Here is a 12274-nt window from a genome sequence, read left to right as displayed (position 1 = left end):
ATGATCGTGCGATGAACATCCGACCCCAGCGGTCGTACGTTCGGATTCGTGGTTTGGAGTCTCTCGGCAAGTCGACGGGCGTTCAGGAAGGGACGGTGCGGACGATGGTGCGGACGAGGACGCTGGTGGCGTGCGCGGTGATCTGCTCGGCGTTGGCATTGGCGGGCTGCTCGGGCGGTGGGCACTCAAGCCGAGCGGCTTCGGGATCCGAGCCGGGGGCCATCCAGCTCTCGCAGGCCCGAGAGGGCGCCATTGAGCAGCTCGAGGGACTGGCGCGGCACGCCGATCCGGTGATTCGCGGCAATGCGCTCGAGGCCCTGCTCGAGGCGCCGGGCCGCGCGACGATCTGGCTCGAGCGAGGGCTGACTGATCAGAGCCCCGGCGTGCGGGCGGTCGCGCTCGGGGGCATCGCCGAGGCAGGCCGCGCCGACCTGGCCGCACAAGCCGCGCCGCTGCTGCGGGATCGCTCCCCGTTCGTGCGGCTGAACGCCGCGTACGCGTTGGCGGCCAACGGCGACGACCGCGGCACGCAGGAGATCGTCCGTGCGCTGATGCAGTCCGACGACCCGAGGCTGCGGGCCCAGGCGGCGTACGTGCTGGGCGAGCTCGACAATCGGTCGGCCGTACCGCTGCTTCGAGATGCCGCGGCCCGTCCGATGCCGCTGGCGCCCCAAGGCGGCGTTCGCCTGATGAACCTCCAGCTGAGCGAGGCGATGGTAAAGCTGGGAGATAGCGAGCAGATCCAACCCATCCGGGCGGCCCTGTATCCCGCGAGCGCGCAGGACTTGGAAGCCACGGCGTTGGCGGCTCGCATCCTGGGCGAGGTGGGTGATCGCGCGTCCGAGACGCAGCTTGCGTTCCTGACGGCCCGTCTGGATGATCGCGGCAACATGCTGCCGCCCGAGGTCCGCCTGTCGGCCGTCTACGCGCTGGCGCAACTCGGTAAGACCCAGGGCGACACCATCGCGCTGGCGTACCTCGACGATCCACGCGCGACTATTCGGGCTTTGTCAGCATTGGTCCTGGGCGAGATCGGCAAGACCCAGCACCTCGACACGATCAGGCCGCTGCTGGCCGACCCGGATCCGTCGGTCCGGGTTCATGCGGCGGCGGCTGTTGTCCGGCTGACACGACCGTGATAACCTGTGCCCTCTCCGGGCGAACCATGGGGTTGGCGCCGGGGGTCGCGGCGGCGTCGTAGCGGCGTCGCGGGGCCTTGAGGGCGTTGCCAAGGCAACCAGGCGGGCCCCGCCGGCGTATCGACGCTCACCCTCGGGCCGCTGCCCGGGGGCGTTGGCGTCCGCTCGCTCGAGCGGACCGCCCGGGGGATCGCGGCGACGAGGGGACTGGTCTTCGACCCGATCGGAATCGAGGGTTGGTCTGGAGACATCCGACGCGGCGCGTTGCCGAGGGTTTCGGACCGAGGGAAACGGTCGCCAGAGAACGAACGTAGCGGGCGAGCACGATCGGCCATCACACGGGCCTCCGAACGGCCAAAACACGGGTTTTCACACGATGCACACCATTACCAAGATCCTCGTACTCGCGGCCGCGGTTGCGGGCATCGCGCTGTCCTCGCTGACGATCTCGTTTGCGATCAACAACCGCGGCGTGCTGGTCGACTACGACCGGCTGCAGGCGGCCAACGAAGCGCTGCAGGCCCGCGAGCAAGAGGCGGCTGCCAGCGCCCAGGCAGAGGCCGATCGCCTGCGTCGCGAGCAGGATGCGCTCCGCCAGCAGATCAGCGCGGGCGAGTCTGAGCTCCTCCGCCTGCGTGGCGAGGTGGGCGAACTGCGTCGCGACAAGCTGACCGCCAACCAGCAGGTCACCACGCTGCAGAACCAGATCTCGCAGCTCAACGAGACGACGCGCATGCTGACCGAGCTGAGCGACCGCTTCGCCGGCGAGGTCAACGAGCTGCGCAGCACCGAGCTGGCCCTCCGCCAGAACGAGATCGACCTGCTCGACCGCATCGCCGACCTGCAGAGCAACAGCGAGTCGCTGACGGCCACCGTCCGCGGCCTGCGCGAGCAGATCGCCCGCATGGAGAACGACGAGGGCGGCCAGGGCGAGGCCCTCGCCGGCGGCTCGGACGTGACCACGTTCGTCACCGGGCAGATCATGGAGACCGAGCGGGACTCGTCGGGCGCCACGCTGGCCCGCGTCGACCTCGGCTCGCAGGACGGCCTGGCCCGCGGCAAGCGGCTCTTCATCATCCGCAACGAGGGTGGCAACCGCCGCCTCGTGGGCCACTTTAACGTCCAGAACGCCGACTTGCAGTTCGCCGAGGGCGTCGTCGACACGCTCGGCCTCGGGCTGACCCCGCGTCGCGGCGACATCGTCGTGTCGGACATCCGCCGCTAACCAACGAACGCTTCAGGGAGCACTCGCATGAGTCAATACGGAATGCAGATGCCCGGCGGGCGTTCGTCTCGCGGCCCGAGCCTGGGCCTCATCGATGGGCTGCTGGCCCTCTCGATCATCGCCATGGGCTTTGCCATCTTCTTCATGTACCAGGCCGCCGAGCAGGTGAGCCCCGGTGGCAAGGTCTGGGAGACGCACGGCGACGGGCCGATCGTGCTGCCCGAGTAACCGGCAGATTCGGAGCGGACCGGCGTTCGGGCCGGCCCGAGGTCTTGACCGTGTAGGCGTGGCGGCTATTCTTGTCACGCCCGAGAGCAGCCCATCGCTGCGACATCCCGGGGCGGTAGCTCAATTGGTTAGAGTACCGGACTGTCGATCCGGTGGTTGCGGGTTCGAGTCCCGTCCGCCTCGCTTCGTAAGCCCCTGCCTTGTTGCGGGGGCTTTTCGTTTGCGCTCATCGGATACTGGCCTGGTTCGGAAGTACGCTTGCGAACGCGCCATGCCCGATCGACCCAAGAAGCTCGGCGACCTGCTGGACGACCTCGATGACGAGGTCGAGGGCGATGATTCGCTCTCGGTGCAGGACATTCTCGATGCGTTCGGCAGCCGATCGTTCGGTCCGCTGCTGGCATTGCCCGGTCTGGTCGGGCTGAGCCCGGTGGGCGCGGTGCCCGGGGCGCCGGCGGTCATCGCGGTCTTCATTCTTCTGGTCGCCGTCCAGCACGCGGTGGGGCTCGATCATCCGTGGCTGCCCAAGAAGCTGACCGAGCGGTCGGTGCCGAAGGCGAAGTGGGACAAGGCCCGCGACCGGGTTCGTCCGTGGCTCACGCGGGTGGATGCGCTGATCCAGCCCCGGCTGGAGTGGCTCACGGGGTCGATCGTGCAGCGAATCATCGCCGCGGTCGTGATCGCGCTGGCGGTCTCGATGTTCCCGCTGGGATTCATCCCGTTCGCGGTGGCGGCGCCGGCGGGAGCCATCCTTTTGTTCGGCCTGGCCATCTCGGCGCGCGATGGTCTGGCGGTGGTGCTGGCGTTGCTCGCGACCGCTGGAACGGGATATCTCGTCTGGACGATGGTGAACTGAACGATGGATGAGCGACCGCACCAGCGACGGATCATCGCGATGTGGTCGGGACCGCGCAACATCTCGACGGCGATGATGCGGTCGTGGGAAGCACGCGGCGACACGCTGGTCGTCGACGAACCGTTGTATGCGCACTACCTGGCCACCACCGGCATCGATCACCCGGGCGCCGATGAAGTCATCGAAGCGGGCGTGGCGGATCTGGGCGTGGTCATCGAGCGATTGACGGCGCCGCCGCCCCCGCCGTTCCATTTCGTGTATCAGAAGCACATGGCACACCACCTGCTGCCGGGCATGGCTCTGGATTGGGTGGACGGCCTGACGAACGCGCTGCTCGTGCGCGAGCCGCGGGAGATGCTCACGTCGCTGCTCCAGGTCTTGCCCAACCCCGACCTGGATGCGACGGGGCTGCCGGTGCAGATGGCGCTGCACGAGCGCTTCGGAGCGTCGCTGCCGGTGATCGACTCGAAGGCCGTGCTCATGCAGCCGCGCGGCATGCTGCGTGCGATGTGCGGCGCTCTGGGCGTGCCGTTTACCGAACGCATGCTGGCGTGGGAGGCGGGCCCTCGGCCCACGGACGGCGTGTGGGCTCGATACTGGTACGCCAGCGTGGAGGCGTCGACGGGCTTTGCTTCCTACAAGCGCAAGGACGCCGAGGTGCCCAGTCGGCACCTGCCGTTGCTCCGTTCGTGCGAGGCGCTCTATGAGCGGCTCGTCATCCATGCCCTTTCCGCCTCGGACGAGGAGTAGGCACGTGCTTCAGCAGCAGAACCCGAAGAACCAAGACATCATCGTCAACATCAACGGCACGCTCTCGCCACGAGGCGAGGCCCGCGTGAGTCCGTTCGACTCGTCCGTGCAGAACGGCGACGCTGTGTGGGAGGGGCTCCGCGTCTACGACGGGCGGATCTTCCGGCTGCGCGAGCACCTCGCCAGGCTGCGCCGCTCGGCAACAGCGCTTGCCTACGCGAGCATACCCAGCGATGAAGAGATGATTGCGGAAGTTCGGCGCACCCTCGAGGCCAACGGCATGCGCGACGGCGTGCATGTCCGGCTCACGCTCACGCGCGGCGAGAAGTACACGTCGGGGCTCGATCCGCGGATCAACACGGCCGGGCACACGCTGATCGTGCTGGCCGAGCACAAGCCGCCCGTGTACGACAAGTCCGGCATCACGCTCAAGACGGCCGCGCACCGGCGTCCGCCGTCGGACGTGCTCGACCAGAAGATCCACTCGTGCAACCAGCTCACTTCGATCCTGGCGAAGCTCGAGGCCAACGCCGCGGGCGCGGACGATGCCCTGATGCTCGATACGCGGGGCTTCATCGCCGAGACCAACGCGACGCACCTGTTCTTCGTCGAGGGCGGCGTGATCCGGACGCCGACGACGGCCGCGTGCCCCGAGGGCATCACGCGATCGGTCATCCTGGAGATCTGTAGGGCCAACGACATCCAGTGCGACGAGGCCGATCTCACGCTGTCTGAGGCGTATCGGGCCGACGAAGTGTTCTGCACGGGCACGATGGGCGAGATCGCGCCGGTCGTGGAAGTCGACGGTCGTCGAATCGGGAATGGTGCGATGGGCCCGATGACCGCCCGCCTGTCCGACCTGTTCGGCAAACTCACCGCCTGCGAGGGCGAATCAGTAGTTTCCTGAACTCTGTAGTACTGGCGTGCGGCGAGCAGCCGGGTCGATATCAGGGCGTCGTCTGCCGAGTGGAGCCATGACGCCCGAAGCCGCCGCGCCATTATGGGAGACCGACGCCGCCGTCCTGCCGGTCGTCGTCGCAACGGCCGTCGCGGCGGCCGCGTGCGTTGGGCTGCACGCCGAGGTCGTGTGTCGCCTCACGTCGTGGGCCCATTCAACGAAGCGGTCGGTGCGCCTGGTGCTGCCGAGCTGCGTCCTTACGCTCCTAGCGACGCACGTCGTGCAGGTGCTCATCTTTGCGATGGCACACTTCGTGATCGAGCGTCTATACGGCGAACGCGTCGGCATCCTCAGCATGGCAGCCGACGGCTCGCTCACGGAGCGGATCTACTTCTCGGGTGTGGTCTTCTCGACGCTCGGCTTCGGCGATATCGTGCCCATGGGCCCGCTGAGGTTGCTCGTGACGGTTGAGTCGATCTCGGGGCTGATGCTCATCGCCTGGTCGGCCACCATGACGTACGCGGTAATCGAACGGGAGCACGACACGCGGCGACAGCGACGCTCGTAAGAACGTTCGTTCCGCGAGACGTCGGCCTTCCGGCGATCTCACCCCGACCTATCCTCGGGCTTGCCCGACGACCCGCAACACGCCAGCGACCTGGGCCCGATCCATGCCGAGCCCGGCGGCACGATCCGCATCACGCACGAGCGGCTCGCGTGGGGCTTCGTCGTGCTCGGGTGCCTGGCGTGCACGGTGCGGTACGTCCTGGGCTTTCCGCTGATCCCCGACGAGGCGGCCTTGGCGGTGAACATCGCCCGCCGCGGGTACGAGGGGCTGCTGACCGAGCTCGACTTCGGGCAGATGGCTCCGCCGCTGTTCCTGATGGTCGAAGAGTTCGCCACGCGTGCGTTCGGCTTCAACGAGTGGTCGCTACGGGCGTTCCCGTTCCTCGGCGCGGTCGGCGCAATCTTGCTGTTCCCGCTGGTCGCGCGGCGGCTGCTCGAGGGCTGGGCCTTCACGCTCGCCGTCGCGGTGTTCAGCGTGTCGTACTGGCCCATCCGCTACAGCGCCGAGGTGAAGCCCTACGGCGTCGACATGCTGGTGACCGTGCTGTGGATGCTGCTGGCGCTGCGATGGCGGGACAGCGAGCGGCCCTGGGTCTGGCTGGTGGCGATGTGCCCGCTGGCATTGGTCGGCTTCGGCGTTTCGTTTCCCTCGGTCTTCGTGGGTGGCGGCGCGGTGGCGTTCATGACGCTCGCGGGCGTGCGGCACGGCTGGCTGACGCGGCTGACGCAGCCGGGCGTCGTCGGGGCCTGCCTGCTGGCGGGGTTCGTCGGCACGTACCGCTTCCTGGTGCCGGCGAGCAGCGACACGGCGAGCTGGATGGCCGACTACTGGCAGAAGGCGTTTCCGCCGACGGATTCGCTCGCGTCGGCCGCGTGGTGGTTCCTCGACGTGCTCACGGGCGAGCTCGTGCCCTACCCCGTGGGCGGCGAGAACTTTGCCAGCACGGGCACGTTGCTATGCGTGCTGGTGGGGGTGGCGCTGCTGCTGCGCGATCGACGCTTGGGCGTGCTGGTGCTCTTGCTCGGGCCGGTCGCGCTTGCGCTGGTCGCGGGCTTCCTGCAGAAGTACCCCTTCGGCACGCCCACGCGGCTGCAGCTCTATTTGGCGCCGATTTTCTGCGTGCTGGCGGGCTGCGGGCTGGCGTGGCTGATGGCCAGGCTCGGCGACGCCGTCCGCGCGCCGGCGTGGCGGAGCCCGATGCGCGTGGCGGCGACGGGCCTGGCGTGCATCGCCATCGCGACGATGGCCCGCGACCTGATCAACCCGCAGAAGTCCTCCACCGATGCCGTGCTGCGCGACGCGACCGACGTCATCTGGGGTGCCGCACGCTTCGATGGCCCGCGGCCGCTGTCGCTCCGAGAAGACCTCGGCGCGGCGTTCGTGCCCGAGCCCGAGGGCATGCAGAGCGAGGTCACGCGCTTCCTGGCCAACTACCACATGCGCGTGCAGCGAGAGGCCGAAGACGCCCAGCAGCGCGACGTCGATCCAGGCGAGCCGGTCGAGGTCGTGACCTTCTACGTCGACGGCTACGTCGACCAAGCGCTGCGACGGGAGTGGATCAGGACCTTCGAGCGAAGCCACGGCCTGCGGCTGGCGCACAGCGGCCTGCTCACGATCCCGCACGTGGGCAACCACGAGGACCTGCTGCGCTTCGACCGGATCGAGGTGCTGCGGTTCGAGCCGGCGGCGACGGCGATCGAGACCGGTGACTCGGCGGCGCTGCCCTAGGCAGGGCTCGCGGCGGCCGGCGCTGCTTCCACCACGCGGACGTGCAGGTCCTTGAGCTGCGCCTCGTCGACCGCCGAGGGGGCCTCGGTCATCAGGTCGGCGCCCGTCTGCGTCTTGGGGAAGGCGATGACGTCGCGGATGTTCTCGGTGCCGGCCAGGTGCATGACCAGGCGATCGAGGCCGAAGGCGATGCCGCCGTGGGGCGGGGCGCCATACCGCAACGCATCGAGCAGGAAGCCGAACTTGGCCTTGGCCTCCTCGTCGTCGAGCCCGAGCAGGCCGAAGACCTTCTGCTGCACGTCGCGGCGGTGGATGCGGATGGAGCCGCCGCCGATCTCGCTGCCGTTGACGACCATGTCGTACCCGTCGCTGAGCACGCCCAGCAGCGTCTGCTTGTCCTCGGCGCTCGCGCCGAGCAACCGCTCGGCCTGGTCGGCCCGCGGCGCGGTGAAGGGGTGGTGCAGCGCGTAGTAGCGTCCGCTCGACTGACCATCTCCGTCGTCGTACTCGAACATCGGGAAGTCGACGACCCAGAGGAACGCCCACTTGTTGCCGTCGATGAGGTCGAGGTCCCTGGCGACCTTCTGGCGCAGCTCGCCGAGGGCCTTCGAGCAGGTGTTGTACCCGTCGGCGCCGAAGATGACGGTATCGCCCGGCTGGAGCTTGAGGCGCTCCTTGAGCTCCTTGGTGATGGGCTCGATGAATCGCGCGATGCCGGTCTCGAAGCCGCTCTCGGTGACTTTGGTGACGGGCGCTCCGCCCGCGCCGAATTGCTTGACGAACTCCGCGTAACCATCGGTCAGCTTGCGGGTCAGCTTCTCGGCCCCGCCGGGCACGCGGAACGCCTTGACGACGCCGCCGTCTCGCGTCGACGGGTGGCCGCTGCCGGGGTTCTTGGCGAGGGCCTGCTGGAAGACCTTGAAGTCGGTCCTGGCCGCCAGGTCGCTGATGTCCTCGAGCTCGAGGTCGTAGCGCAGGTCGGGCCGGTCGCTGCCGTAGGTGTCCATGGCCTCCTGCCAGGTCATGCGTGGGAACTTGGGCACCTCGACGCCGAGCACTTCCTTCCACAGCGTGCGTGCGAACGCCTCCATCGTGGTGAGCACGTCCTCGCGCGAAACGAAGGCCATCTCGAGATCGATCTGCGTGAACTCGGCCTGCCGGTCGGCGCGCGGGTCCTCGTCGCGGAAGCAGCGGCAGATCTGCATGTAGCGATCCGCGCCGGCCACCATCAGGATCTGCTTGAAGAGCTGCGGGCTCTGCGGCAGCGCGTAGAACTCGCCCGGCTGCAATCGGCTGGGCACGAGGAAGTCGCGGGCGCCCTCGGGCGTGCTCCGGCACAGGTTGGGCGTCTCGACCTCGATGAACCCGAGCGCGTCGAAGAAGTCGCGCGCGATCTTGGTCACGCGGTGGCGCGTGCGCAGCACGTGCTGCATCTTGGGCCGGCGCAGGTCGAGGTAGCGGTGCCGCAACCTGAGCTCTTCGCCGGGCAAGTTCTGCTCGTCGCCGGGCTGGAAGGGCGGCGTGTCGGCCTTGGCCAGGACTTCCAGCTTCTCGACGACCAGCTCGATCTCGCCGGTGGGCAGCTTGGGATTGGGCCCGCCGTCGCGCTTGCGGACGTGGCCCTTGACGGCGATGACGTCCTCGGCGCGCAGCTTATCCGCGGCCTCGACGATGCCGGCCGGGGCGTCTTCCTTGTCGAAGACGAGCTGGGTCAGGCCGGTATGGTCGCGCAGGTCGATGAACACCAGGCCCGTGCCGTGGTCACGGTAGTTGTTGACCCAGCCTGCCAGGGTGGCGGCGGTGCCGGCGTGGTCGATCCGAAGCTCGCCGCAGGCGGCGGTGCGCTGAAGCATTGTCTGACTCCCTCGTTGGATGCCCCCGGCGATCCGATCTCGATCGGCCGGCGGGCGGCAACTGTAGGGAACGAACAACGGTGCCCCCCGGAGGCCATCCATTGAGTTCCGGGTGCCTGCCACACGGCATCGAAGGCCCGCGAAGGAACTTCGGAGGCTCCCCAGACGGATTCGATCGGCTTCCGGGGAGTTTCGAACGCCCGCGAGATCGATCAGAAGGCCTCCGAAATCATTTCGGAGGCCTTCGAAATGATTTCGAACAAGGATTATACGGACGCGTTGGACGCGTAAGTCGCGTCACAGACAATGTTTAGGCCATCGTGGCGTTTGTTTGGGTGTCGAGGGCTTTGTTCGGGGGTCGATCAGTCGAACCCCAGCTCCTCGAGCACGCTCTCGATCGGTCGGCCGCGCTGGTCGTCGAGCCACTCGGCCAGCGGCCGGCCGTCGGTTGCGTCCGTGTCCAGCCGGAGGGTGCCGGCGAGCTCGGGCACGTTGCCCACCAGCGTCAGCGCGTCCCATCGGATGGGGTCGGCGCCCTCGCGCAGCAATCGGACGAGGGCGTCCACGAAGGCCTCGCTCTGCGGCGTCGACCCCAGCGTCGCGAGCAGGCCCATGGCCCGGGCCCGCTCGACCAGCTCGTCCCCGGGTCGCAGGGCGCCAAGCGGCATGGTCATGCTGGGAGGCACGGGTCGGCGTATTGCCCGGTCGAGCAGCAGCTGCGCGGCCTCGGCCCGGACGGCCTCGTTGTCGTCGGCCAGCATGGCCACGAAGGGCTCGGCGGCCGCCTCCTGGCCCATCAGCACGTGCCACCACAGGGCGCCCGTCGCCGTGAGGCGCACGTTCGTATCGGGGTCGTCGCTGGCGGCCAGTGTGAGGGCCAGCACAGGGGGCAGCGTCGAGGCGGGGTCGTGGCGGTCGAAGGCCAGCCACGCGACGCGATCGCGCATTGCCGGCCCGTCGATGCCAAAGAGCGGCGGCATCGCCGCGGCGACGCGCGCGGTGAAGTCCGGCGGCGGTGGGGCGTTGTCGTAGTGCCGCAAGATGATGAGGTCGAGGTTGTCGATGCGATCGGCGTCGCCGGGATGCCGATCGTTCGCCCGCTCGATCCGGGCGATGGCGCCCCGGGCCAGCACGGGAAGGAGGGCGTCGTGGAATGGGTCGTCGCGCGGCACGACGACGCCGATGCGGCGATTCACGATGTCGCGGGCGTGGGGGTCGCTCCACCGCGCGTGCAGGTGGGCGATGGTCGAATCGGGCAGAGCGCCGTAGACCAGCCGCGCGTTGCCCAACGCCAGGGGCTCGAGCATGACCAGCACCCCGGCGAGCACGATCGCGAGCCAGATCGGCCGGCGCTGGCGTGGTACCGCCTCGGCGGGCCTGCGTCCGCGAAAGAGCAGCAGGCCAAACACGACCATCATCAGGCCGACCGCCGCGATCCCGATCCCGATGACACCCGCCAGCGTCATCGCCTACCCGCCCGCCATCGCGGGCTTCGCCCTGGCCCGTGGCTCCTGAATCGCCGGCAGGATCAGCGGCAGCGCGCTGGGCATCGTCTCGATCACCATCGTGCCTTCCGCGTCGCACGCCACGCGCTCGATCTCGCCGTCGATCTGGAGGGCCTCCATCATCTCGGCCTCGGGATCGTGGTCGTGCATGGTGAGCTCGATGCGCCTGCCCTGGGCGTAGCGGGCCTGCGGGTGGCGGACGTGCAGGCCGAGGCGAGCCATGGCGGCCCAGCCGACGAGGCTCGCCGTCGTGCTGGCGGGCAGGAACATCGCGTCGAGCAGGCCGTCGGTGCGGCTGGCGTTGCGGGCGAGGTCGAGCTTGAGCGGGTATCGCGGGCCGACGGCGACGATGAGGCAGCCCCGGCGATCGCTGGCGAGCTGCTGCCCATCGACCGTGACGCTCAGCCGGCCGACCCTGGGCCGGAGCGCGCGCGTGATCGTGGGCACGACGTAGTCGAGCTTGCTCGTCGTGCCCTCGCGCTGGCGGGCGACGCGGTGGAGCACGGCCGCGTCCGGGCCGGTGGTGAGCATGAGCGCGAAGGGCGTGCCGGGCCGTCCGTCCGGATGGTGCACCAGGCCCAGGTCGCTGCGGACGGGTGCGGCCCCGTCGCCGAACGCCCGGAGCGACGCGAGCACGCTCGGCACACGGGACGTCAGGCCCAGTTCCTTCGCCACGACGTTCTCGGTGCCCAGCGGCGCGATGAGCGTGGGCACGCCGTGGCCGGCCTTGGCCGCCGTCATCGATGCCAGGGCGTGGTGCACGGTGCCGTCGCCGCCGACGATGACGACCGCGTCCAGGGCATCCAGGGCGCCCTCGGAGAGCGCGAGGTCGAGCGGCAGATCGACGAGGTCGAGCCACGCCAGCGGCTCGGCCCGCGATCGCAGCCGCGAGACGAAGTCCGGGCCCCGGCCCTTGCCCGAGAAGCGGTTGTGCACGAGGCCGACGCGGCGTGGCTCTGGCATCGCGGCAAGCGTAGCGGCAACGCCCGGGCGCGGACCCGCGGGCCTACGTTGCCCCGTGGCCAACCCCAAGAAGCAGCGAGCCAGCCCCGTCCAGCCCCGCCGCGGACACCAGCGCACGCGCGACGACCACGCCAGCGAGACCGCCGAGGACTACGTCGAGGCCATCGCCGAGGTGATCGAGCGGGACGGCACGTGCCGCGTGAAGCACCTGGCCGCTCGGTTCGGCGTGAGCCACGTGACGGTCGTGCGAACGATCGGACGCCTCGAAGAGGGCGGCCTGGTGAGCACCGAGCCCTACAGGCCCATCGAGCTGACGGCGAAGGGCAAGCGGCTCGCCCGGGCCTGCCGCGAGCGGCACGAGGTGGTCTACCGCTTCCTGCTTGCCATCGGCGTGCCCGAGAAGGTCGCCGCCGTGGACAGCGAGGGGCTCGAGCACCACGTCAGCAAGGCGACGCTGGCCAGGTTTAAGGCGATCGCCGAGGGCTCCGACGGGGGCCGGGCCGGGCCGGGTGGCGGCGATCCGTAGCCATGGCTACACTCTGGGCCTCGCACGCCCGTCCC

12 protein-coding genes and 1 tRNA gene are annotated in these 12274 nt (G+C 69.2%); 10 read left to right on the top strand and 3 right to left on the bottom strand.

What is annotated here, in order from left to right:
• Positions 1–11 precede the first annotated feature (11 nt).
• The 9 genes from RIA68_05450 (at position 12) to RIA68_05410 (ending at position 7392) form a co-directional block, all read left to right on the top strand.
• On the top strand, positions 12–1139 hold the full coding sequence (locus RIA68_05450; protein MEQ8316881.1) for a HEAT repeat domain-containing protein: 1128 nt from the start codon (positions 12–14) through the stop codon (positions 1137–1139).
• 376 nt (positions 1140–1515) lie between these two features.
• Entirely contained in the window at positions 1516–2364 is an 849-nt protein-coding gene (locus tag RIA68_05445; GenBank protein MEQ8316880.1) for a hypothetical protein, read from the top strand.
• A gap of 27 nt (positions 2365–2391) precedes the next feature.
• Complete coding sequence (locus tag RIA68_05440) at positions 2392–2592, top strand: hypothetical protein (GenBank protein ID MEQ8316879.1); 201 nt, start codon at positions 2392–2394, stop codon at positions 2590–2592.
• 109 nt (positions 2593–2701) lie between these two features.
• A tRNA-Asp gene (locus RIA68_05435) sits at positions 2702–2775 on the top strand.
• Positions 2776–2863: 88 nt separating this feature from the next.
• A complete protein-coding gene (locus tag RIA68_05430; GenBank protein MEQ8316878.1) occupies positions 2864–3448 on the top strand; it encodes an exopolysaccharide biosynthesis protein in 585 nt (194 codons plus the stop codon).
• 3 nt (positions 3449–3451) lie between these two features.
• A complete protein-coding gene (locus RIA68_05425) occupies positions 3452–4198 on the top strand; it encodes a hypothetical protein (protein ID MEQ8316877.1) in 747 nt (248 codons plus the stop codon).
• Between the two features lie 4 nt (positions 4199–4202).
• Positions 4203–5105, top strand: a complete 903-nt coding sequence (locus RIA68_05420; protein ID MEQ8316876.1) for an aminotransferase class IV — start codon at positions 4203–4205, stop codon at positions 5103–5105.
• A 67-nt stretch (positions 5106–5172) separates the two neighbouring features.
• Entirely contained in the window at positions 5173–5664 is a 492-nt protein-coding gene (locus tag RIA68_05415; GenBank protein MEQ8316875.1) for a potassium channel family protein, read from the top strand.
• Between the two features lie 60 nt (positions 5665–5724).
• Entirely contained in the window at positions 5725–7392 is a 1668-nt protein-coding gene (locus tag RIA68_05410) for a glycosyltransferase family 39 protein (protein ID MEQ8316874.1), read from the top strand.
• Here the strand turns inward: RIA68_05410 and aspS are convergent.
• The 3 genes from aspS to RIA68_05395 all read right to left on the bottom strand — a co-directional run bounded on the left by aspS (position 7389) and on the right by RIA68_05395 (position 11713).
• Entirely contained in the window at positions 7389–9245 is a 1857-nt protein-coding gene (aspS, locus tag RIA68_05405; protein MEQ8316873.1) for an aspartate--tRNA ligase, read from the bottom strand. The genes RIA68_05410 and aspS overlap by 4 nt on opposite strands.
• A gap of 362 nt (positions 9246–9607) precedes the next feature.
• Entirely contained in the window at positions 9608–10711 is a 1104-nt protein-coding gene (locus RIA68_05400; protein ID MEQ8316872.1) for a hypothetical protein, read from the bottom strand.
• Between the two features lie 3 nt (positions 10712–10714).
• The gene (locus tag RIA68_05395) at positions 10715–11713 is read right to left on the bottom strand and encodes a diacylglycerol kinase family protein (protein MEQ8316871.1); all 999 of its coding nucleotides are present in this window, start codon (positions 11711–11713) and stop codon (positions 10715–10717) included.
• 55 nt (positions 11714–11768) lie between these two features.
• Here RIA68_05395 and mntR point away from each other — a divergent pair, with 55 nt between their 5' ends.
• Positions 11769–12239, top strand: coding sequence for a manganese-binding transcriptional regulator MntR (gene mntR, locus RIA68_05390; GenBank protein ID MEQ8316870.1), 471 nt, complete (start codon positions 11769–11771; stop codon positions 12237–12239).
• Positions 12240–12274: the final 35 nt, after the last annotated feature.

The sequence above is a fragment of the Phycisphaerales bacterium genome (assembly GCA_040217175.1).
In the GTDB taxonomy this organism is placed as follows: domain Bacteria; phylum Planctomycetota; class Phycisphaerae; order Phycisphaerales; family UBA1924; genus JAHCJI01.
Note: the sequence above shows the minus strand (reverse complement) of the source record. Positions and strands in the feature narration are given on the sequence as shown.

Coding starts and splice junctions, on each gene's coding strand:
- RIA68_05450 (MEQ8316881.1), top strand. CDS start 12: ATGAACATCCGACCCCAGCGGTCGTACGTTCGGATTCGTGGTTTGGAG.
- RIA68_05445 (MEQ8316880.1), top strand. CDS start 1,516: ATGCACACCATTACCAAGATCCTCGTACTCGCGGCCGCGGTTGCGGGC.
- RIA68_05440 (MEQ8316879.1), top strand. CDS start 2,392: ATGAGTCAATACGGAATGCAGATGCCCGGCGGGCGTTCGTCTCGCGGC.
- RIA68_05430 (MEQ8316878.1), top strand. CDS start 2,864: ATGCCCGATCGACCCAAGAAGCTCGGCGACCTGCTGGACGACCTCGAT.
- RIA68_05425 (MEQ8316877.1), top strand. CDS start 3,452: ATGGATGAGCGACCGCACCAGCGACGGATCATCGCGATGTGGTCGGGA.
- RIA68_05415 (MEQ8316875.1), top strand. CDS start 5,173: ATGACGCCCGAAGCCGCCGCGCCATTATGGGAGACCGACGCCGCCGTC.
- aspS (MEQ8316873.1), bottom strand. CDS start 9,245: ATGCTTCAGCGCACCGCCGCCTGCGGCGAGCTTCGGATCGACCACGCC.
- RIA68_05400 (MEQ8316872.1), bottom strand. CDS start 10,711: ATGACGCTGGCGGGTGTCATCGGGATCGGGATCGCGGCGGTCGGCCTG.
- RIA68_05395 (MEQ8316871.1), bottom strand. CDS start 11,713: ATGCCAGAGCCACGCCGCGTCGGCCTCGTGCACAACCGCTTCTCGGGC.